This is a genomic window from Streptomyces scabiei 87.22, from assembly GCF_000091305.1.
Lineage (GTDB): Bacteria > Actinomycetota > Actinomycetes > Streptomycetales > Streptomycetaceae > Streptomyces > Streptomyces scabiei.
On record NC_013929.1, the window covers coordinates 364,688 to 388,463 of the forward strand.

Sequence of the window (23,776 nt, forward strand, 5' to 3'; positions counted from 1 at the left end):
CGATGACCTCTTCCCTGCCCCTGACGGCGGCCCAGCACGGGGTGTGGGTCGCGCAGCGTCTGGCCCCTGACAGCCCCTTGTACACCTGCGGTGTCTACTACGACGTGCCCGGTCCGGTGGATCGCGCCCTGCTGGCCCGTGCCGTGGCGCGGACCGTGGACGAGACCGAGGCGCTACGGGTCCGCTTCCACGAGGTCGGGGAGACGGTCCGCCAGGCCGTGGACCCGTCCGTCCAGGGAGAGCTGGCGTACCTGGAATTCGGGGGCGCGGCCGACCCGGAGGCCGCCGCCCGTGCCTGGATCGACTCCGATCTCGCCACGCCGGTGCCGGTCACCGGCGAGCGACTGTTCCGGCACACCCTGCTGCGGCTCGGCCCCGACCGGTACTGGCTGCACTTCCGCTACCACCACATCCTCCTCGACGGCTACGGACAGGTCCTGCACTGCCGTCGGCTGCTGGAGGTCTACACGGCACTGGCGGCGGGCGAACAGCCGTCGCCGAGCGGCTTCGGCACCCTGCGCGAGGTCCTGGCCGAGGAGGACGCCTACCGCCGATCCGCCCGTAGGGAACGTGACGGCGCCTACTGGCAACGGGAGTTCGCCGACCTGCCGGACTCCACCGAGCTCGGTGCCACGGTCATCGACTCCGGCTCGCACTCCGACGGTTCAGGTTCCGATTCCGGCTCCGGCTCCGGCTCCGGCTCCGGCTCAGACGAAGCCGCCCCCGCGCTCGCCTCCGGCGCCACCGGACTCGCGCCCAGCCTGCCCTCCGCGACCGGCCGTCTGTCCGGGACGACGGCCGCGCGGGTGCGCGAGCTGGGCGGGTCCCGCTGGTCCCTGCCGGTGATCGCCGCCATGGTCGCCCACACCCACCGCGTCACCGGCGCCCACGACGTGGTCGTCCGGGTGTTCATGGCCGCCCGGCTCAGTCCGCGGGCGCTGGCCACACCCGCCATGCTCGTCAACGACGTCCCGCTGCGGATCCGCGTCGACAGCTCCACCACGTTCACCGCACTCCTGGAACGCGTCGCCGCCCGCCTCGCCGAGGCCACCCGCCACCAGCGCTATCCGCACGACGAACTCCGCCGCGACCTCGCGGCGACGGCCCACCCGGGCACGCTGAGCGGCCCGTCGGTGAACGTCCTCTCCTTCGCCTCCGCCCACCTGCCGTGCGGCCCCACCGAGGCGACGGCCCGTCAGCTCGCCTCCGGCCCCGTCCGGGACCTCGCCCTGCACGCGTTCGGCGACCCGGACGCCGACGACGGCATCGAGCTGACCGTCAACGCCCACCCCGGCCGCTTCACCCCCGGGACCGCCGCCACCCACCGCGACCGCTACACCCGCCTCCTCGCCGCCGCCACCGAGCACCCCGAACTGCCCATCGGCGCCCTCGACCTGCTCGACGACGCGGAGCGGGAGCGCTTCCACGCCCGCAACGACACCTCCCGTACGGCGGACCCGCGTTCCCTGGTGGAACTCTTCGAGGCCCAGGACCCGGCCGCCGAGGCCGTCGCCTTCGAGGGCGAACGGCTCACGTACGGCGAACTCAACGCCCGCGTGAACCGCCTGGCCCACGCGCTGCGCGCCCAGGGCGTGGGACCGGAGTCGCGGGTCGCGGTGAAGCTGCCGCGTTCGCTCGACCTGATCATCGCGCTGTGGGCGGTGCTGAAGACCGGCGCCGCTCACGTACCCGTCGACACCGGCTACCCGGACGACCGGATCGCGTACCTGATCGCCGACTCCCGCGCCGCGCTCGTGCTCGACGAGGACAGCATGCGCTCCCTCGGCGAGGGCGAGAGCGACACCGACCCCGGCGTCGTCCCGCGGGGGGACGGCGCCGCGTACGTCATCCACACCTCGGGCACCACCGGCCGCCCCAAGGGCACCGTGGTCACCCATGCCGGCATCGCCAACATGCTCGCCTGGATGCAGGACGAGTACCGGCTCACCCCGGCGGACCGGGTCGTGCACAAGACTCCGGTCGGGTTCGACGTGTCGGTGTGGGAGGTGTTCTGGACCCTCACGCGCGGCGCGACCCTCGTGGTCGCCCGCCCCGACGGGCACCGCGACCCGGCCTATCTGGCCCGGCTGGTCCGCGACGAGCAGGTCACGGTCATCCACTTCGTCCCGGCCATGCTCGGCCCCTTCCTCGACGAGTACGTGCCCACTGCCTCCCTGCGCATGGTCAGCTGCGGCGGCGAGGCGCTGCCGGCCGGTCTCGCCGACCGCTTCCACCGCGAGTGCGGCGCCCGGTTGCACAACTCCTACGGCCCCACCGAGTTCTCGGTGACCGCGACCTCCCACGCGTGCACGCCCGGCGAGCCCGTCACCATCGGCGTACCCACCCACAACTCCCGTGCCTATGTGCTCGATCCGGCCCTGCAACCGGTACCGGACGGTGTCACCGGCGAGCTGTACCTCGCGGGCGTCCAGCTCGCGCGCGGCTACCTCGACCGGCCCGGTGCCACCGCCGAACGGTTCGTCGCCGATCCCTACGGCCCGGCCGCCGGCGGCCGTATGTACCGCACCGGCGACCTGGTGCGACGCCGGGCCGACGGCTCTCTGGAGTTCGCCGGACGCGCCGACGACCAGGTCAAGATCAACGGACAGCGGGTGGAGCCCGCCGAGGTGGAGGCCGTTCTCGCGTCGGTGCCCGGCGTGACCCAGGCGGTGGTCCTCGTCCACGACTCCAGCGCAGGCGCCCGGCAGCTCGTCGGCTACGTCACGGGCGCCCCGGAGGGCGACCCGCGGAGCCATCTCGCACGCCGACTGCCCGCCGCCATGGTGCCGGTGAGCGTCTTCGTGCTGCCGTCGATCCCGGTCACCCCCCACGGCAAGGTCGACCGCCGCGCCCTGCCCGCCCCGGCCCTCCCGTCGAGTGGACGCGCCCCCTCGACGCCTGCCGAGCGCACGCTGCACACCCTTGCCGCCGCCCTGCTCCGCCGGCCCGAACTGGGTGTGGACGACGATCTGTTCGCCCTCGGCGCGGACAGCATCCACGCCATCCAGCTGGTCGGCCGCGCTCGCCGCCAGGGCCTCCGTCTGACCCCGCAGGACGTCTTCGACCACCCGACCGTCGCCCGCCTGGCCACCGTCGCCGAGACGGCGTCGACGGCGTCTGCGGCCTTTTCGGCCCCGCTCGCCGAGGACGACCCGGTCGGCGAGCTTCCCGAGACACCGATGGCCCGCCGCCTCGCCGAACGCGGCGGTTCCACGGCCGGCTACGCACAGTCCCTCCTGCTGGCCGCCGAACCCGGCCTGTCCTACGACCGGCTGACGGCCGCCCTGCAGCGGGTGCTCGACCGTCACGACGCCCTGCGCACCCACGGCACGCGCATCCTGCCGGTGGGTGCCGTACGGGCCGAGGACTGCCTGAGCAGGGCCGGGGACGAGGACGTGGCCGCCCGGCGGGAGGCCGCCCGGCGCGCGCTGTCGCCGGAGGACGGTGTGATGGTCCGGGCAGTGTGGTTCGCGTCCGGCCGGCTGCTGCTCGTCCTCCATCACCTGGTCGTCGACGGCGTGTCCTGGCGCATCCTGCTGACCGATCTCGCCGAGGCTCTCGCGGGCGCCGAGCTGTCCGTGCCCGGCACCTCCCTGCGCCGCCGGGCCGCACCCCTCGCCGCCCCTGTCGACGAACTCCCGCTGTGGACCGACCTGTTGTCGACCCGGGAACCCTTGCTCGGCATCCGCCCCCTCGACCCCGCACAGGACGTCCACGGCACCGCCGGTTCGGTCACCGTCACCGTCCCCGCGGATCTCACCGCCACCGTGCTGGGCGCCCTGCCCGCCGCCTACCGGGCCACCCCGGACGACATCCTGCTCGCCGCGCTCTCGGCGGCCGTACAGCGCCACCGGGGCGAGGGACCGGTCCTGGTCGACCTGGAGGGTCACGGCCGCGACCACCTCCCCGACGGGATGGACCTGTCCACCACCGTCGGCTGGTTCACCCGTATCCACCCGGTGCGCCTGGGCCCCGGCACCGAGGCCGATGCCCGCCTGATCAAGCGCACCAAGGAGGAGCTGCGCGCGATCCCGCACGGCGGCCGGGGACACGACATGCTGCGCGACCGGCTCACCGGACTGGCGGCGCCGCAGATCTCCTTCAACTACCTGGGCCGGCTGGACGCGACCGACCTCGGCGGCTGGCGTCTCGCCGACGGCGGGGCCGCCGTGGAACTGCTGGCCGACGACGACCTCGCGCTCACCCACGCCCTCCAGATCGACGCGTACGTCCGCGACGGCGAGCTGACCGCCGAGTGGACCTACCCCTCGGGCGTCCTCACCGAGACCGAGGTCCGCGTCCTCGCCGAGGCGTGGACGGGGGCCCTGGCCGAACTCGCCCCGTACACCCGGGGCGGCCTGACCGTCTCCGACGTGCCCCTGGTCCGCATCACCCAGGAGGAACTGGACAGGTTCCGCGGCGCCACGGACGTCCTGCCGCTCTCCCCGCTCCAGGAGGGCCTGCTCTTCCTCGCCCTGTACGAGCCCGACGACCCCTACGTCGGCCAGCTCGTCCTGGAGACGGACACCGCCTTCGACCCCGCGCGGATGCGGGCCGCCGCCGCCGCCCTGCTGCACCGCCACCCCAATCTGCGGTCCGCGTTCCGCAGCCGCTCGCAGGGCGCCCCGGTGCAGGTCGTCCCCGCCGACGTCAAGGTCCCCTGGGAGGAGCGCGACGAGGACGACCTGGAAGCGTTCCTCGCCCGTGACCGCGCCCGCGGCTTCAGCGTCGTGCGGCCGCCCCTGCTGCGGTTCACCGCCCTCGGCGACCGCCGGCTGGTCCTGACCCACCACCACCTGCTGCTGGACGGCTGGTCCCTTCCGCTGCTCGTGCGTGAACTGTTCACCCTGTACGGCGGCACCGCCCTGCCCCCGGCCGCCCCCTACCGGGACCACCTGGCCTGGCTCGACCGCCAGGACGACGAGTCCTCGGCCGCCGTGTGGCGCGAGCGGCTCGCCGGCCTGACGGCGCCCACCCTGCTCGCCCGCGCCGATCGCACCGCCGAGGGCCACGACGTCCACGAGCTGGTCCTGCCCGAGGCGCTCACCGGCGCCCTGACCTCGACGGCCCGCGCACACCGGCTCACCCTCAACACCGTCGTACAGGGCCTGTGGGGGCTGCTGCTGAGCGCCTTCACCGGCCGGGACGACGTCGTGTTCGGCGCGACCGTCTCCGGGCGCCCGCCCGAGCTGCCCGGCGCCGAGTCGATGCTCGGGCTGTTCGTCAACACCCTGCCGGTCCGGGTCCTGATCGACCGGGACGAGACGCTCGCCGCGCTGCTGGCCCGGCTCCAGCAGGAGCAGCGTTCCCTCCACGCCCACCAGCACGCCTCCCTGGCGGAGCTGGTCCGCGCCTCCGGCTTCGACACACTGTTCGACACGGTGGTCGCCTTCGAGAACTACCCGATGGACGAGGGCATCGAGGCCGGCGGCCTGCGCCTCGCCCACGCCCACCTCGTCGAACGCACCCACTACCCGGTCACCCTGTCCGTCTTCCCCGGCGACCGGCTGCGGCTGCGGTTCTCCTTCCTCTCCGGAGCCTTCGCCCCGACGGCCGTCCCCCGTCTCGCCGAGCTGCTGTCCGCGCTGATCGACGGCGCGGCGGCCGGACTCGGTTCCCCGGCCGCCGAGTTCGTCGAGGTGAGCGAGGAGGACCGGCTGCTCGTCATGGGCGTCGCGGCGGAGGGGAGCGCCACCGCCCCGGTGACCCCGGCGGGCGGCGGTGAGCCCCGTACGCCCGAGGAGCAGTCGCTGTGCGCCATCGTGGCCGAGGTCCTCGGTGTCGAACGGGTCGGCGTCGACGACGAGTTCTTCGCACTCGGCGGCACCTCCATCCTGATGATCCGGATGGCCCACCGGGTCCGCGACGAGTTCGGCGTCGACCTGTCGCTGCGCGACCTGTTCGCCGCGCCGACCGTCGCCGGTGTCGCCGCACGGCTGGCCGGCCTCGCCCCTCAGGCCAAGCGCATCACCGCCGAGGAGCGGCCCGGCCGTGTACCGCTGTCGTTCGCCCAGGAACGCATGTGGTTCCTGCAGCGTCTCCAGGGCTCCTCCGGCACGTACAACATCCCCCTCGCGATCCGGCTGACCGGCGCCCTCGACAGGGACGCGCTCACCGGCGCGCTGGCCGGTCTCGTCACCCGGCACGAGGCGCTGCGCACGGTCTACCCGGAGGACGCCGACGGCCCCCACCAGGTCGTCCTGCCGCCCGAGACGCCCTACGCCACCGCGTTCGTCCAGGACTGCGCACCCGACCTCGCCGCCGACGCGGCCCGCCCCTTCGACCTGACGAGCGACGTGCCGCTGCGGACGACGCTGTACGAGACCGGGCCGGACTCGCACGTCCTGCTGCTGGTCGTGCACCACATCGCGGCGGACGGTGCCTCGCTGCGTCCGCTCGCCGAGGACATCACCGCCGGCTATCGCGCCCGGACCGGCGACACGGCAGCCGGGTTCCCCGAACTGACCGTCCAGTACCCGGACTTCGCGATCTGGCAGCGCGAGACGCTCGCCGCCGACCTGCCCCGCCAGATCGCGTACTGGAAGCAGCACCTGGACGGGCTTCCGCCCGAGGTCACCTTCCCCGGCGACCGGCCGCGCCCGGCGGTGGCCACCCACCGCGGCGACCACGTCGAGTTCCCCGTCGCCCCGGAGCTGTACCGGCGGATGCTGGACCTGGCCGGCCGCACCCGCACGACCCCGTTCATGGTCCTCCAGGCGGCCGTGTCGCTGCTGCTGACCCGGCTCGGCGCGGGCGAGGACATCCCGCTCGGCGGTGTGATCGCCGACCGGCCCGACTCGGTCCTCGACGACGTGGTCGGCGTGTTCATCAACACCCTCGTCTACCGCATGGACACCTCCGGCGACCCGAGCTTCGAGGAGCTGCTGGTCCGCGTCCGGGAGACGGGTCTGGCCGCCTACGCCCACCAGGGCGTCCCCTTCGAACGCCTGGTGGAGGAGCTGAACCCGGAGCGCTCCCGCTCCCGCCATGCCTTCTTCCAGGTCATGCTGGCCTGGCTGGATCTCACCGAGGCCCGCTTCGACCTGCCCGAGGTCACCGCCGACCCCGGGCCGGTCACCAGCGGCACCGCCAAGTTCGACGTGCACTTCGACTGCCATGTCCACGAGAGCGGCGGCCTGTTGTGCCGTCTGGAGTACGCCACCGACCTGTTCGACCGCCGTACCGCCGAGAGTTTCGCGACCCGGTTCGTGCGCGTCCTGGAGGGTGTCACCGCCGATCCCGCGCAGCGGCTGTCCGAGGTGGACGTCCTCGGCGCCGAGGACCGTGCCCTGGTGCTGCACGGCTGGAACGACACCGACGTCCGGTTCGACGGCGAGGGCGCGGCGGTCGCGCTGCTGGAGGCGCACGCCCTGCGCACCCCGGCCGCCGAGGCCGTCCGGTGCGAGGGCGAGAGCGTCACGTACGGGGAGTTCAACGCCCGGGTGAACCGGCTCGCCCACGCCCTGCGCGCGCGGGGTGTCGGACCGGAGTCACGGGTCGCCGTGATGCTGCCGCGCTCGGTCGACCTGATGGTGGCCCTGTGGGCGGTGCTCAAGTCGGGTGCCGCGTACGTGCCGATCGACACCGGCTACCCGGCCGACCGGATCGCCTACATCCTCGCCGACTCCGGCGCCCGCCTGCTGGTCTCCGACCGGGACGCGGACGGCTTCGAGCGGATCGCCCCCGACGTCGAGGGGCCCGAGGAGAACCCGGGGGTGACGGCCCACGGCGACAACGCGGCGTACGTCATCTACACCTCGGGCTCCACCGGCCGTCCCAAGGGCACGGTGAACACGTACGCGGGCATGGCGAACCGGCTGTGGTGGATGCAGCGCGACCACCGGCTCGCCCCGGGCGAGCGGGTGCTGCAGTCCACCCCCGTCAGCTTCGACGTGTCGGTGTGGGAGGTCTTCTGGACCCTCATGTACGGCGGCACCCTCGTCGTGGCCCGGCCCGACGGCCACCGCGACCCGCTGTACCTGGAGCGGCTGATGCGCGAGGAGTCCGTCGCGGTCGTCCACCTCAGCGCCTCCATGCTCGGCGCCTATCTGGCCGAGACCAGGCTGCCGGACCCGGTCCGTCTGGTGGTCTCCGGCGACGAGGCCCTGCCCGCCGAGCTGGTCCGCCGCTTCCACGAGGATTCCGGCGCCGTGCTGCTGAACGCCTACGGTCCGACCGAGGCCGCCGTCGACGTCACGGCCTGGGCCGCGCCGGCGGACACCGAGACCGTGCTGATCGGCGCTCCGGTCGCCAACACCCGCGCGTACGTCCTCGACGCCGCGCTGGCCCCGGTCGCCCCCGGCGCGCCCGGCGAGCTGTACGTCGAGGGTGTGCAGCTGGCTCGCGGCTATCTCGACCGGCCCGGCCTGACCGCCGAGCGGTTCGTCGCGAGCCCCTACGGCCCGCCCGGGTCCCGGATGTACCGCACCGGCGACCTGGCGCGCTGGACGGCGGACGGCGAACTGGAGTACCTCGGGCGCGCCGACGACCAGGTGAAGCTGCGCGGGTTCCGGGTCGAACTCGGCGAGATCGAGGACGCCATGGCCGATCACCCGGCCGTCGCCCGGGCGGCCGCCGCCGTGCACGGGCAGTGGCTCGTCGGCTACGTGGTCCCGGCGGCCCCGGTCGACGTGGACGACCTGCGCGACCGGCTCGCCGCCCGGCTGCCCGAGTACATGGTCCCGGCCCAGATCGTCACCCTGGACGTGCTGCCGCTCACCCCGAACGGAAAGCTCGACCGCAAGGCGCTGCCCGCACCCGACCTCGCGCACACCGCCGGGCGCGGCCCGCGCACACCGCAGGAGGAGATCCTGTGCGGGCTGTTCGCCGAGGTGCTCCGCGTCCCCGAGGTCTCCGTCGACGACGACTTCTTCGCGCTCGGCGGGCATTCCCTGCTGGTGACCCGGCTGGCGAGCCGCATCCGCGCCGCCCTCGACACCGACCTCGACCTGTCGGTCCTGTTCGAGGCGACCACGGTGGCGAGGCTCGCGTCCCGGCTCACCGGGGACGGCCCGCGCCGCTCCGGCGTCACGGCCCGGCCGCGCCGGGGGCGGCTGCCGCTGTCGTACGCGCAGGAGAGGCTGTGGTTCCTGCACCGGTTCGAGGGGCCGTCACCGACGTACAACCTGCCGGTCGCGCTGCGGCTGAGCGGCGATCTGGACGTGGCCGCTCTCACCACCGCCCTGGGCGATCTGGCTCAGCGGCACGAACCCCTGCGTACGGTCTTCGCCGAGGACGGGGAGGGACCCCACCAGGTCATCCTGTCGTCCGGGCCGTCGCCGGCCGTCGTCCGCGCCGCCGAGGAGGAACTCGACGGCCTTGTCGCCGACGCCGTCCGCACCCCGTTCGACCTCACCGCCGAACCCCCGCTGCGCGCAACCCTGTTCGCGCTCGGCGCGGGCGAACACGTGCTCCTCCTCGTCCTGCACCACATCGCCGGCGACGGCGCCTCGATGGCCCCGCTCGCCCGCGACCTCGCCACCGCGTACGCGGCGCGCACCCGGGACGAGGAGCCGGACTGGAGCCGACTGCCCCTCCAGTACGCCGACTTCGCGGCGTGGCAGCGGCAGGCACTGGGTACGGCCGACGACCCGGACAGCGCCCTCTCCCGTCAGCTCGACCACTGGCGCTCCACGCTCGCCGGACTGCCCGAGCAGATGGAGCTGCCCTTCGACCGGCCGCGGCCGGCCGTCCCCACCCACCGCGGCGACACCGTGCCCTTCGCGGTCGAACCCGCGGTGCACGAGGCCCTGGGCCGGCTCGCCCGTGAGCACCACACGACCGTCTTCATGGTCGTGCACGCCGCCCTGGTCACCCTGCTGCACCGGCTCGGCGCGGGCGACGACATCGTGATCGGTTCTCCGGTCGCGAACCGCACCGACGAGGCCCTCACTCCCCTGGTCGGCTTCTTCGCCAACAACCTCGTCCTGCGCACCGACCTGACCGGCGATCCCGACTTCGCCGAGGTGCTGCGCCGGGTCAGGGCCGCCGACCTGGCCGCCTACGCCCACCAGGACGTGCCGTTCGAGCGGGTCGTGGAGGCGGTCAACCCGGCGCGCTCCACCGCACGGCACCCGTTGTTCCAGACCGGACTGAACTTCGGCAACGCCGACCAGCAGGCGGCCCTCGACCTCGCCGTCGACCTGCCCGGGCTCACGGCACGCGTGCGGCCGGTCGCGTCGCCCGCGGCCAAGTTCGACCTGTCGTTCTTCCTGACCGAGCTGCCCGAGGGCGGGGTGAACGGACTGCTGGAGTTCGCCACCGACCTGTTCGACCGCGGCTCGGCCGCTCGTATCGCCGAGCGGTTCACCCGCCTGCTCACCGCCGTCACCGCCGAACCCGGGCGCCCGGTGCGGGAGTTCGACGTCGTGGACGCGGACGAGCGGCGGCTGCTGCTCACCGAGTGGAACAGCACCGCCCACGAGGTGCCCGACCGGACGCTCACCGACCTGATCGAGGCCCAGGCGGCCCGCACCCCGGACGCACCCGCGGTCGTGTTCGGCGCGACGATCCTGTCGTACGCCGAACTCGACGCCCGCGCGAATCGGTTGGCCCGCCGGCTGATCGACCTGGGGGCCGGTCCGGAGCGTTACGTCGCCGTCCTGCTGCCGGTCTCCGAGGACATCCCGGTGGTCCTGCTGGCGGCCCTGAAGACCGGCGCCGGCTATCTGCCGCTCGACCCTGCCCACCCGGCCGACCGGCTCGCGTTCATGCTGGCGGACATCGCGCCCGTCGCCGTGGTCACCACGGCCGAACTCACCGACAACATCGGCTCGTTGGCGGACATCCCGGTCGTAGCGACCGACGACCCCGCGATCGCGGAGCGGCCCTCCGGCCCGGTGACCGGTGTGGTCCGGCGTCCCGAACACGCCGCGTTCGTCATCTTCACCTCCGGGTCCACCGGGCGGCCCAAGGCGGTCGTCGTCGAACACCGCTCACTGGTCGCCTACCTGGCCTGGGCGACCCACGTGTACGAGAGCCTGCGCCGACGCGTCCTGGTGCACTCGCCGGTCTCCTTCGACCTCACCGCCACCGGCATGTTCGGCCCGCTCGTCTCCGGCGGCACCGTGGAACTGGTCCGCTGGAGCGCGAGCGGCCCGGACCCGGACGCGGCCGTCACCCGGCCCGACCTCGTCAAGGCCACCCCCAGCCATCTGCACCTGCTGGGCGTGGTGCCCGAGGAGTACTCGCCGGGCGGACAGCTCGTCCTCGGCGGCGAGTCGCTGCTCGGCGACGTACTGGACGCCTGGCGCGCCCGCCACCCCGGGGTGACCGTCCTCAACGAGTACGGCCCGACCGAGACCACCGTCGGCTGCAGTCTGTTCCGCATCGAGCCCGGCGATCCCGTGCCGCCCGGCGTCGTCACCATCGGCACCCCCGCCTGGAACACCCGGATGTACGTGCTGGACGCGCTCCTGCGCCCGGCTCCCGTCGGCACCGCCGGGGAGCTGTACGTCGCGGGCGACCTCGTCACCCGCGGCTACCACGGCCGCCCCGGCCTGACCGCGGGACGCTTCGTCGCCAGCCCCTTCGGCCCGCCCGGCTCCCGGATGTACCGGACCGGCGACCTGGCCCGCTGGACGGCCTCCGGACGGCTGGAGTTCGTCAGCCGCGTGGACGACCAGGTGAAGATCCGCGGCTTCCGTATCGAACTGGGCGAGGTGGAGGCCGTCCTCACGGCCCAGCCGGGCATCGACGCCGCCGCCGTGGTCGTCCGCGAGGACACCCCCGGCGACAAGCGCCTCGTCGCGTACGTGGTATCGGAGCCGGACCGCCCGGCGGACCCGTCCGCCCTGCGCGCCGCGGCCGCGCGGGCCCTGCCCGACTACATGGTCCCCGCCGCGTTCGTCGTGCTGGAGACCCTGCCGCTGACCGCCAACGGCAAGATCGCCCGCAGGGCGCTGCCCGCACCCGACCTCACCGTGGGTGTGCCGCGCACGCCCGCCGCCGAGGGCGTCGAGCGGCGGATCGCGGAGGTCTTCGCCGAGGTGCTGGGCATTCCCGAGGCCGGGGCGGACGACGACTTCTTCCGCCTCGGCGGGCACTCCCTGCTGGTCGCCCGCCTCGTCAACCGGATCCGGACCCTGTTCGGCGCGGAGCTGTCCCTCCGGGACGTCTTCGAGCACTCCACGGTCGCCGGGATCACCGCGCTGGTCACGGCCTCGGGTGCCGGGTCCGCCCAGCCGGGGCCGGTGCGGCGAGAACGCCCCGATCGGGTTCCGCTGTCGGCGGCGCAGCGGCGGATGTGGTTCCTCGACCGGCTCGACGGTCCCGCGCAGACGTACACCATCCCGGTCGTCCTGCGGATGACCGGTCCGCTCGACCAGGGCGCGCTGCGGGCCGCCTTCGGTGACCTGGTGCGGCGGCACGAGGTGCTGCGCACGGTGATCGCGGAGGGTCCGCAGGGCCCGCACCAGGTCGTCGTCGGCACAGCACCGCTCGTCGCTGTCCGGTCGTGCGACCAAGCCGAGTTCGACGCGGGGGTGGCGGAGGCCGCTCGGACACCGTTCTCCCTGGAACACCACCTTCCCGTCCGCGCGACGCTGTTCACCGACGGGGAGCGGGAACACGCCCTGCTGCTGCTCCTGCACCACATCGCCGGCGACGGTTCGTCCATGCGGACACTCGCCGGCGACCTCTCCACGGCCTACGCCGCCCGCCTCACCGGCCGGGCCCCCGACTGGGCCCCGCTGCCTCTCCAGTACGCCGACTACGCCCTGTGGGAGCGGGAACTGCCCGCCCGGCGGCTCGACTTCTGGACGAAGGAGCTGGCCGGGATCCCCGACCAGCTCGAGCTGCCCACCGACCGGGCCCGGCCCGCCGTCGCGTCCCACCGCGGTGGCACGGTGCCCTTCGCGGTGCCGGCCGCGCTGCGCGAGCGGGTCGACGCGCTCGGCCGGGACCGCGGGGCCAGTGCCTTCATGGTGCTGCACGCCACGCTCGTCACCCTGCTGCACCGACTGGGCGCCGGGGACGACATCGTGATCGGCACCCCGGTGGAGGGCCGCCCGGACACCGCGCTCGAAGACCTCGTCGGACTGTTCGCCAACACCCTGGTGCTGCGCGCCGACACCTCCGGCGATCCCACGTTCGAGGAACTGCTCGACCGGGTGCGCGCGGTGGACGTGGCCGCCTACGACCACACCGACGTACCGTTCGAGCAGCTGGTCGAGGTCCTCAACCCGGAGCGCTCACGCTCCCGGCACCCCCTGTTCCAGGTCATGCTGACCGTCAATCAGGAGCCTGTCGCGCCCACGCTCCCCGGGCTCGCGGTGACCGTCGGGGAGGCGCCCGGCGACCACGCCAAGTTCGACCTGTCGCTGACGCTGGTGGAGAACGGCGAGGGCGGCTGGTCCGGATCGGTCGAGTACGCCTCGGACCTGTTCGACCGCGCCACCGCCGAGAGCGTCGCCACCCGCTGGCTGCGGCTGCTGGAGGAGGTCACCGCCGACCCGGCGCGTCCCGTGCACACCCTCCCCCTGCTCACCCCCGCCGAGCACACGGACGTCCTGGTCCGGCGCAACGACACCGGGCGGCCGCTGCCGCGGATGTCGCTGCCGGAGATGTTCGAGGCCCAGGTGGCGCGCACGCCGGACGCGGTGGCCGTCATCGGGAGCCGTACGCGGCTGACGTACGACGAGGTGAACCGGCGTGCCAACCGGCTCGCCCGGCACCTGGTCTCGCTCGGCGCGGGACCGGAGACCGTCGTCGCCGTGGTGCTCCCGCGCCGCCCGGACGTGCTCGTGGCGCTGCTCGCGGTGCTGAAGTCCGGGGCGGCGTATCTGCCGGTCGACCCGGCCAACCCCCGGGCGCGGATCGACGCACTGGTCGCCGACGCGGGCGCCCGGATCGTGCTCGACGAGAGGGCGTTCCCGGCCGGCTCGGATCGTCTTCCGGACGACGAGGATGCCTTCGCGGTCGGCCCGGATCGTCTCCCCGACGGCGAGGGGGCCTTCCCGGTCCCGGATCGGCTGCCCGACAGCGACCTGGGGCTGCCCGTCCACCCCCACCAGGCCGCCTACCTGATCTACACCTCCGGATCGACGGGCCGTCCGAAGGGAGTGGTGGTCGAGCACGGTTCGCTGGCCGCCTATCTCGGCGAGGCCGTGGCGATGTACCCGGCCGCGTCCGGTGAGTCCCTGGTGCACACTTCCCTCGCCTTCGACATGCCGGTGACCACCCTGTTCACCCCGCTGGTGACGGGCGGCCGGGTGCGGTTCGGGGACCTGGACGCGGACACACCGTCCCCCGGCCTGCTCAAGGTCACCCCGAGCCATCTGCGGCTGCTGGAGTCGCTGCCCGACCGGGTGAGCGACGCCGCGAACCTGGTCATCGGCGGGGAGGCGCTGGACGGCACGATGTTGGGGGCGTGGCGCGCCCGGCACCCCGAGGCCGTGGTGATCAACGAGTACGGACCGACCGAGGCGACCGTCGGCTGCGTCGTCCACCGGCTCGAACCGGGCGACGCACTCGACGCGGGCCCGGTGCCCATCGGCCGCCCCCTCGGCAACGCACGGGTGTACGTGCTGGACGGGCATCTCCAGCCCGTCCCCGACGGGGTGTGGGGCGAGCTGTATCTCGCGGGCGCCGGACTGGCGCGCGGCTACTCCGGGCGGCCCGGACAGAGCGCCGAGCGGTTCGTCGCCGACCCGTACGGCCCGCCCGGCACCCGGATGTACCGGGTCGGCGACCGGGCCCGCTGGAACCGGGCCGGAGTGCTGGAGTACGCCGGACGCGTCGACGAACAGGTCAAGGTCCGCGGCCACCGGATCGAGCCCGGCGAGATCGAGGCCGCGCTGACGGCGCTCGACGGTGTCGCACGAGCCGCGGTGATCGCCCGCGAGGACCGCCCGGGGGACCGGCGGCTGGTCGCTTACGTCGTGCCTCGCCGGCGACACGGAGCAGAGCCCGGGCCGGGCGATCGTCCCCTGAACCCCCACGGCGCGGTAACCGCCCGTCCGGCGGGGCGCGTTGCTCTCGACCTCGACGCACTGCGGACCCGGCTCGCCGCCACGCTGCCCGCCCATCTCGTACCGTCCGCCTTCGTCGAGGTCGACGAGATCCCGCTGAACACCAACGGCAAGCTCGACCGCAGGGCGCTTCCCGCCCCGCCGGATGCCGTCGCCGGCACCGGCAGGGCGCCCCGCACTCCCGTCGAGGTCCGGCTGTGCGCCCTGTTCGCCGAGGTGCTGGACGTGCCCGAGGTCTCCGCCGACGACGACTTCTTCGCGCTGGGCGGTCACTCCCTGCTCGCCGTCCGTCTGGCCGGCCGGATCGGTGAGGCGCTGGGTGCCCGTTTCACCCTGTCGACGCTGCTCGAAGCACCGACCCCGGCGGCGCTGGCCCGTCGTCTCGCGGAGAGCGGTCCGCAGGCCGCGTCGTGGGTGCCGGACTCGGAGGCCGAGCTGAGCCCCTCCCTGCGTTTCACCTACGGCCCCTCCCCCGCCGGTCCGTCAGGTGCGCCGCACACCGGGCCGTATGCCGACGGTCCCCGAGAGATCCTGCTGACCGGGGCCACGGGGTTCGTCGGAGCCTTCCTCCTGGCCGAGCTGCTGCACCGGACATCGGCGCGCGTGCACTGCCTGGTCCGTGCGCGGACCGATGCCGAGGCGGGCGAGCGGCTGACCAGGGCCTTGCGGCGCCATGGCATCGCCCTCGGGCTCACACCGGACGATCTCCGGCTGAACGTCGTCCGAGGGGATCTGGCGGAAGTGGACCTCGGCCTCGCCCCCGGGCAGTGGGCGGAGCTGGGCGAGCGGGTCGACACGATCGTGCACAGCGGTGCGCACGTGCATCATCTCTCGCCGTACACGCGGCTGAAACCGGCCAACGTGGAGGGCACCCGCACCCTGCTGTGGCTGGCGGCCGAGGGCCGGCCGAAGGCGTTCCACCATCTGTCCACCCTCGGTGTGTTCGGGCTGGGCCAGGAATCCCGGCTGGTCACCGAGACCTCACCGATCGAGGGTGAGAAGCATCCGTTCGGCAGCGGGTACGCGGCGAGCAAATGGGTCGCGGACCGGCTGGTGGAGCGGGCCTTCGAGCGGGGGGCCGGCGGAGCCGTCCACCGGCTCGGCCGTATCTGGGCGCACACCTCGACCGGTGCCGTCAGCCAGGACGACATGTTCTCCCGGCTGCTCACCAGCAGCGCCGCGCTCGGCTGCCATCCGGGAGGACCCGAGGCGGCGGAAGCGCTCCTCCCCGTCGATGTCCTGGCCCGTGCCGTCGTGGAGCTGCTCCTGGCCGGGTCCGCGCCCGGAAGCGATTCCGGTCTCGATACCGGGACCGGAATCGCGCGAGTGCACCACCTCCACCACCCGCACAGGGTCGGAGCCGGTGCCTTCATGAGGGCGTACGACCGGATGCACGGGACGACGTCCGAAGAGGTCCCGCTCGCCGTGTGGCTGCGGCGCCTGCGCAGCGCGAACGAGCGGGGACGGAACCTGCCGATCCTGCCCTACCAGGCATCTCTCGAAGAGTACGTCAGGACGGCACCGGACCCACGGCGGCCGGTCCTGCGGTTCGAGAACGACAGGACGCTGCAGCGGCTGCGCGACCTGTCGGTCGCGATCCCGGACATCGACGAGACCGCGATCTCCCGCTACTGGGAGTTCGTCACGACGTGAGACGCACCGTGCCGACAGGCCGGTGACGGCCTGCCGGCACGGGGGGGGACGGAGGGACGGAGACCGCCCCCGGGCTCGGGGACTCGCCGCGCCCACCCTCCCCCATCGACCCGTCGACCCATCGACCCACCGACCCACCGACCCATCGCCCCACTGACCGAAGGAACACCTACCACCATGACCAACCCCTTCGAGAACCCCGACGGCATCTACCGGGTCCTGACCAACGACGAGGGCCAGCACTCGCTGTGGCCCGACTTCACCCCCGTGCCCGAAGGCTGGGCCACCGTCTTCGGCCCGGACAGCCGCACCGCCTGCCTGGAGTACGTCGAACGCGAGTGGACCGACCTGCGCCCCCAGAGCCTCGTCCGGGCCATGGGCGAGTGACGCGGACGCAGCGGACGAAAGGGAACACGCACGTGAGCAGCGTCGATGTGACGCAGGCACCGTACGCCCCGGCGAGCGCCGACGGCACGGTGCGGTACGGCGCCCGCACCCTGGCCCGGCTCGGGCATGTGGCGGCGGAACTGCTGGACCGGGCGGGCGACCGGGTCGACGACCCGGCCTGGGTGGCCCTCGCCCGGCACGCCTGGGAGGACGTTCCCTCCGAGATACGGCGCACCGTGAGGGAGTTCCGCAGGCACTCGGGCCCCGGCGGCGCCCTGGTCCTGCGAAGGCTCCCCATCGGTGCCGCGCAGCTGCCGCCGACCCCGATGGCGAGGGGGTCGGTGCAGCACGCCCCCTCCCTGCCCGCGGCGACACTGCTGCTGTTCGCGGCCGGGCTCGGCGACCCGGCCGCGTTCGCGGCGGAGAAGTCCGGCGCCCTCGTCCAGGACGTCGTGCCGGTGCCCGGTCAGGAGGCGGTCCAGGGCAACGTCGGCTCGGTCGAACTCACCTTCCACACCGAGAACGCCTTCCATCCCCACCGCCCCGACTACGTCATGCTGCTGTGCCTGCGCCTGGACCACGAGGGCACGGCCGAACTGCGCACCAGCTGTGCCCGGCGCGTCCTGCCACTGCTGACACCCCGCTCCCGGGAGGCGCTCGGCAGGCCCGAGTACGTCACCGAGGCCCCGCCCTCGTTCGGGCCGGCCGGTGAGGGCACCGCGCACGCCGTGCTCACCGGCGACCCGGACGACCCCGACTGGTGCTTCGACGAGGCCGCCACCAAGGCGGTGACCCCCGAGGGCCGGGCCGCCCTCGCGGAACTGGCCGAGGTGGCGCACCGCACGTACACCGGGGTGCTGCTGCGCCCCGGCGACCTCGCCGTCGTCGACAACCGGACCACCCTGCACGGCCGTTCGGCGTTCACTCCGCGCTACGACGGCCGTGACCGCTGGCTCCAGCGGACGTTCGCCTTCAGCGACCTGCGTCGTTCCCGCGACCACCGTCCCGGTGACGGCACGGTGCTGGTGAAGTGACACCCCGAGTGACGCCGGTCCGCGACGCGTTACGAGAACCGTTGACAGGAAAGGTACGTGCTGAGATGACCGAGACCGGCCGGACACCCCTCGCGGTGTTCGAGCGCCACGAGTCGACCGTACGCAGCTACTGCCGCGACTTCCCGGTGGTCTTCGAGCGAGCCGCCGGACACCATCTGTGGGACACCTCGGGGCGCCGCTACGTGGACCTGCTGTGCGGAGCCGGCTCACTCAACTACGGCCACAACCCGCCCGAGATCGTCGACCGGGTGACCGCCTACCTCGCGGCCGGCGGGCCTGTGCAGTCGCTGGATCTCCACACCACGGCCAAGGCCGACTTCCTGGAGCGGTTCACCCGCCTCGTCCTGGAGCCGCGCGGCCTCGGCGACCACGTCGTCCAGTTCCCGGGACCGGCCGGCACCCTCGCCGTGGAGGCCGCTCTGAAGCTGGCCCGCAAGGTCACCGGGCGCACCGAGGTGATCGCCTTCACCGGAGGCTTCCACGGCGCGTCCCTCGGCTCCCTCGCCGCCACCACCTCCCCGCTGCTGCGCGGCGCGGCGGGCGTCCCCCTGACCGACGTCACGATCCTGCCGTACGGCGACGCGGCCGAGCCCGATCCGTTCGCCGCCCTCGAAGACGCTCTCGGCCCGGGTGCGACGGCGCCCCCGCCCGCCGCGGTCCTCCTGGAGACGGTCCAGGGAGAGGGCGGGCTGCACACCGCTCCCCGTGCGTGGCTGGCCCGGCTCCGCGAACTCGCCGACGCGAGCGGCACGTTGGTCGTCGTGGACGACATCCAGGCGGGCTGCGGACGCACCGGTACCTTCTTCAGCTTCGAGGACGCCCCCGGGCTCCGCCCCGACCTGGTCTGTCTGTCGAAGTCCCTCAGTGGCATGGGGCTGCCGATGGCGGCGCTGTTGATCCGGCGCGAGCTCGACCGTTGGGCCCCCGGCGAGCACAACGGCACGTTCCGTGGCCACAACCTGGCCTTCGTGGCGGGCTCGGCGGCGCTGGACCACTGGGCCGACCCGCACTTCACCGATCACGTGGCCGAACTGGCCGGCGCGATCCGCACCAGTCTGGCGAGCATCACCGACGCCCTCCCGGTGGGTACGGCCGAAGTGGCCGGCAGGGGTGCGATGAGCGGACTGAGGTTCCCCGCGTCCGGGACGGCCGAGTGGATCCGGGAGGCGTTGTTCCGCACCGGCGTCGTCGCCGAGACCTCGGGGTCCGGGCATGTGCTGAAGCTCCTGCCACCCCTGACGATGCCCCTCGCCGACTGGAAGGACGTGGCGGACACCTTGGGCGCCACCGTCCAGGCCGTGGCCACGGCGTAGCCCTCGCCCGCCCCGCGCCCTGGGGTCGAGCCGGGCGGGCGCGGCCGTCACCAGGGCCCGTGGCAGGGCGGGGGCCCTGGTGACGGCGACCGCGGGCGAACGCGATCCGCGGCACCGCGCACGCGACTGCTACCAGGCGAAGGCCTCCGGAGAGGGCCCCGGTCCCGGGAAGATCTCGTCCAGGCCGTCCAGCACCTCTTCGCTCAGTTCCAACTCGACGGCACGCACAGCGGATGCGAGCTGCTCCGACGTACGGGGGCCGACGATCGGCCCCGTGACGCCGGGACGGGTGAGAAGCCAGGCCAGGGCGGCCTCGCCGGGCTCCAGCCCGTGCTTGTCGAGCAGGTCCTCATATGCCTGGATCTTCGCGCGGACCTCGGGGCCCGACATGGCACCCGCGTCGCGCCCCTCGCTGCGCCGGCCGCCCTCGACCATCTTCTTCAGCACGCCGCCGAGCGCACCGCCGTGCAGCGGTGACCAGGGGATGACCCCGAGCCCGTACTCCTGGGCGGCCGGGATGACCTCCATCTCGGCGCGGCGCTCGTAGAGGTTGTAGAGGCACTGCTCGCTCACCAGACCTATGGTGCCGCCGCGGCGGGCGGCGGTCTCGTTGGCCTGAGCGATCTTGTAGCCGGGGAAGTTGGAGGACCCCGCGTAGAGGATCTTCCCCTGCTGGACCAGGACGTCGACGGCCTGCCAGATCTCCTCGAAGGGGGTGTCCCGGTCGACGTGGTGGAACTGGTAGAGGTCGATGTGGTCCGTGCGCAGCCGCTTGAGGCTGGCGTCGACGGCCCGCCGGATGTTCAGCGCGGACAGCTTGTCGTGGTTGGGCCAGGCAGCGTCCTCCGTGCCCATGTTGCCGTACACCTTGGTGGCGAGGACCACCTTGTCGCGGCGGTCGCCGCCCTTCGCGAACCAGTTGCCGATGATGCTCTCGGTACGGCCCTTGTCGTCGCCCCAGCCGTACACGTTCGCCGTGTCGAAGAAATTGATGCCCGCGTCCAGCGCGGCGTCCATGATCACGTGACTGTCCGCTTCGTCCGTCTGCGGACCGAAGTTCATCGTACCGAGGACCAGCCGGCTGACCTTGAGACCCGTGCGTCCGAGCTGCGTGTACTCCATGGACTGCACGCTAGATGAATGAGTCCAAGGGTTGGCCTGCGAACATAGGACGAGGGCGTCCAATGTCAGTGTGTGAAGACAGACCTGGACACCCTCGCAACGGCACTCTATGCCCGAATCGACGACGAGTTGAAGGCTTCGCCGTGGCTGGCCCCGTACCGGCCCGTCGTCGGGATCGCGCCCACGCTCAGTGACGCCGAACTGGTCACCCTCGCGGTCATGTCGGCGCTGCTCGGTTACACCTCCGAGCGGCGCTGGCTGCGCCGTGTGGGGAAGGACTTCGGTCGCCTCTTCCCTTACGTGCCCCAGCAGTCCGGCTACAGCAAGCGGCTGCGCGCCGCTTCCTCGCTGCTCACCAGCATGATCCGGATCCTCGCCCGGGACACCTCGCTGTGGAGCGATGACGTGTGGCTGGTCGACTCCACCCCGGTCGGCTGCGGATGCTCCCGCGAGACGGCCAAACGCTCGGACCTGGCGGGCTGGGCCCAGTACGGCTACTGCGCGTCGCACTCACGGTACTTCTGGGGACTGCGGCTGCATCTGGTATGCACGCTTGGCGGGCTGCCGGTCCTGTTCGCCCTCACCGGTGCGAAGGCCGACGAGCGCGAGACACTGCGCGACATGCTCGACACCGCGCCCGATGTCACAGCGGCCCGCCCCGGCCAGACGATCATCGGGGACAAGAACTACTACGGCCGCGAGTTCGAGCACGACCTGGCCGAGCGTCACCTTGAGTTGCTGCGGCCGGCCCGCAAGGGAGAGGCCGAACGGGCCGGGGCACACCTGTTCAAGCCGCTGCGGCAGGTCATCGAGTCGATCAACCAGACCCTCAAGGCCCAGCTCGACCTGGAACGACACGGCGGCAAGAGCCCGGCAGGGGTGGCGGCCCGCGTCCTGTGCCGGATCCTCGCGCTCACAGCGGCGATCTGGCACAACGACAAGACCGGACAGCCGATCAAACGGTCACTCACCGCCTACGATCACTGACCGCAACGACACCCCTTGGACTCATTCATCTAGTCGCGTGGAGTGTGCTCTAGGCAAGAGGCTCTTGAGCCCCGCACGACAGGAACACATCCCGGCCACTCGACAGCCACTGCCGCTCACTCTGCTGACAGCGTTCAGCGCGTGGGAGGGGACTCCGAGGCGGGCGTGCCGGGCGTGCACGACGCTTCCTGTGCGGCCATGACGTCGTCGCCGTTCTCGAAGGCCCACACGCCGACGGCGCCGATGGGCGCGAGCAACGTGCGTCCCAGATCGGTGAGTTGGTACTCGACTCGTGACGGTGCGTCTGCGCGCACCTGCCGGGCCACCAGTCCGTTGAACTGCAGTCGCCGCAGGGTCTCGGTGAGGACCTTGGAGCTGATGCCCCCGATCCGCTCCGTCAGTTCGACCGGGCGCCGGGGGCCGTCGCGCAGCGCCCAGAGCACCACGGCGTTCCAGGTGTTGGAGAGCAGGTCGAAGCCGAGGCGGGCGCGGCAGTCGGCGAGGAAGACGTCGTCGGTCACTTACCACATGGTGCCTGAACCGCCTTCTAGCGTCGATGGAAACGGTAGACGCAGGTAGTCGACGCAGGTAGTCGACGCAGGTAGTCGACGCAGGCAAGGGAGAGGGACCGCGTGATGAGAATCGGCGTACTGGGCACGGGCAACATGGCCGAAGCGCTCGCCACCCCCTGGGTGCGGGCCGGTCACGAGGTGATCATCGGCGGGCGGGACGCACACAAGGCGGAGCGGCTCGCGAAGCGCATCGGAGGCGGCGCGACGCCGGCCGGTCTGCGGGCGACGGCCGCAACCGGTCAGGTGGTGCTGGCCGCGCTGCCGTTCGGGGTGGGAGCGGAGGTGGCGCGGGACCTGAACGTGGCGCTGGAGGGAAAGGTGCTGGTCGACTGTTCCAATCCGATCGGGCCGGGCTTCCGGCTGTTGACGCAAGGAGGCCCCTCGGCCGCGCAGCACCTGGCCGCGGCGGCTCCGGGCGCCCATGTGGTCAAGGCTTTCAACCTCTGCCACGAGGACGTGTGGCGCATGCGGCCACCCGTCTTCGACGGGCGGCCGCTCGCCGTGCCCATCAGCGGGAACGATGAGACGGCCCTGATGTGTGTAGCCGAGTTGGTGCGGGACATGGGCTGTGAACCCCTGGCCGCCGGTGGTCTCGAACGTGCGGGTCTCCTTGAGGCGACCGCCGCGCTGTTCATCGCCCTGTGGGTCGGCGAGGGAGCGGACGCGCAGGCGATCGCACCGCCCTTGGCCTACGCGGCCGGACCGGGCCGCCGGGAAGATCAGGAGGCTGGAGGTGGTGCGTAGTGGGCGGCAAGTCGGGTCGCGAGGTCGCTGAGGTGAGCCCTGGCTTCGGCGGGGCCGTGGACGGTGATGGTGCTCCCGAACGGCAGCAGCGTCCGCACGTCCCCCAGATGCAGGAAGCGGATCGTCACCTTGTGGCCGGCGGCGGATTCTTCCTGCTCGTCCCGGACGAGTCGTTGGCCGAAGATCCGTTGCGCCCGCTCGATCTGCGTCCGGTCGACGGTGGCGCTGACCTCTACCCCATGATTGCGTTCCCACTGTTCAAGAAGCGCTGCAGCGACCGTGGCCAGGGTCTGGCTCTCGCGGATCCGTCGTGGCTGGTCGACTTCCTTCCACGTCGTGATCCGTTCGAGTCGATACATCCGTGGCGTTCGGGCGCGGTCGGCGACGAGGTACCAGATGCCGGCCTTGGCGAGCAGCCCGTAGGGATCCACGACCAGGTCGCGCGGGCCTGGCTCCCGTGGGCTGTCGTACGCGATCCGTAGCCGGCGGCCCCGCCGCACCGCGCCGATCAGCGATGCCGGCGTCGGGCCGGCCGTATGTGCCTGGAGCCAGGGCCGGCTGTCCACGTGCACCACGTCGGTGAGCGGCAGGAGCTCATCGGCTCGACGTGACCGCGCAGCGGCGATCTTGGAGAGCGCGCGCTCGCTCTCGGCGGAGGCGTCGAGCTCCGCACGCTGCTTCTCGTCCAGCCCGATGAGGGACAGATGATCACGCTCGCCCGGCGTGAGTCGCGTGAGGTCGACCCCGGACCCGGGCAGCATGGTCACGCCTCCGAGGCGGCCCCGTTGTGCGGTCACCGGCAGACCGGCGTCGCGGAGCCAGTTCAGATCCCGGGTGATGGTGCGAAGGGACACCCCGAGCGCCGAGGCGAGTTCCTGTGTGGTCACGGCGTCCCTCGATGCGAGGAGCAGCATCAGGGAGAAGAAACGGTCTGGGGTCACTCCCTGAATTTTTCCAGGAATTGCGACAGGATG

General features: G+C 72.8%; 9 protein-coding genes. 6 read left to right on the forward strand and 3 right to left on the reverse strand.

Annotated elements, in window-relative coordinates; genetic code table 11:
* The first annotated feature begins 2 nt into the window (after nt 1–2).
* The 4 genes from SCAB_RS01525 to SCAB_RS01540 all read left to right on the forward strand — a co-directional run bounded on the left by SCAB_RS01525 (nt 3) and on the right by SCAB_RS01540 (nt 19,377).
* Nucleotides 3–16,622: a non-ribosomal peptide synthetase gene (locus SCAB_RS01525; protein WP_049875640.1), complete on the forward strand. Its 16,620-nt coding sequence runs from the start codon at nt 3–5 to the stop codon at nt 16,620–16,622.
* A gap of 177 nt (nt 16,623–16,799) precedes the next feature.
* The gene (locus SCAB_RS01530; RefSeq protein WP_012998279.1) at nt 16,800–17,009 is read left to right on the forward strand and encodes an MbtH family protein; all 210 of its coding nucleotides are present in this window, start codon (nt 16,800–16,802) and stop codon (nt 17,007–17,009) included.
* A 32-nt stretch (nt 17,010–17,041) separates the two neighbouring features.
* Nucleotides 17,042–18,043, forward strand: coding sequence for a TauD/TfdA family dioxygenase (locus SCAB_RS01535; protein ID WP_012998280.1), 1,002 nt, complete (start codon nt 17,042–17,044; stop codon nt 18,041–18,043).
* Between the two features lie 65 nt (nt 18,044–18,108).
* Nucleotides 18,109–19,377 (forward strand): diaminobutyrate--2-oxoglutarate transaminase, encoded by a 1,269-nt coding sequence (locus SCAB_RS01540; RefSeq protein WP_049875641.1) that lies wholly within the window; start codon nt 18,109–18,111, stop codon nt 19,375–19,377.
* Nucleotides 19,378–19,506: 129 nt separating this feature from the next.
* Here the strand turns inward: SCAB_RS01540 and SCAB_RS01545 are convergent, their stop codons facing one another.
* Nucleotides 19,507–20,499, reverse strand: a complete 993-nt coding sequence (locus tag SCAB_RS01545) for an aldo/keto reductase (RefSeq protein WP_037724829.1) — start codon at nt 20,497–20,499, stop codon at nt 19,507–19,509.
* 72 nt (nt 20,500–20,571) lie between these two features.
* Between SCAB_RS01545 and SCAB_RS01550 the strand changes: the two genes are divergently transcribed.
* Nucleotides 20,572–21,486, forward strand: a complete 915-nt coding sequence (locus SCAB_RS01550) for an IS982 family transposase (protein WP_012998283.1) — start codon at nt 20,572–20,574, stop codon at nt 21,484–21,486.
* A 134-nt stretch (nt 21,487–21,620) separates the two neighbouring features.
* On the opposite strand, the gene SCAB_RS01555 is transcribed toward SCAB_RS01550, so the two are convergent.
* A complete protein-coding gene (locus SCAB_RS01555; protein WP_012998284.1) occupies nt 21,621–22,007 on the reverse strand; it encodes a winged helix-turn-helix transcriptional regulator in 387 nt (128 codons plus the stop codon).
* A 114-nt stretch (nt 22,008–22,121) separates the two neighbouring features.
* On the opposite strand from SCAB_RS01555, the gene SCAB_RS01560 reads away from it, so the two are divergent.
* Nucleotides 22,122–22,802 (forward strand): NADPH-dependent F420 reductase, encoded by a 681-nt coding sequence (locus tag SCAB_RS01560; protein WP_037724809.1) that lies wholly within the window; start codon nt 22,122–22,124, stop codon nt 22,800–22,802.
* Here the strand turns inward: SCAB_RS01560 and SCAB_RS01565 are convergent.
* Nucleotides 22,778–23,743, reverse strand: a complete 966-nt coding sequence (locus SCAB_RS01565) for a helix-turn-helix transcriptional regulator (RefSeq protein ID WP_012998286.1) — start codon at nt 23,741–23,743, stop codon at nt 22,778–22,780. The two genes, SCAB_RS01560 and SCAB_RS01565, sit on opposite strands and share 25 nt — an antisense overlap.
* Nucleotides 23,744–23,776: the final 33 nt, after the last annotated feature.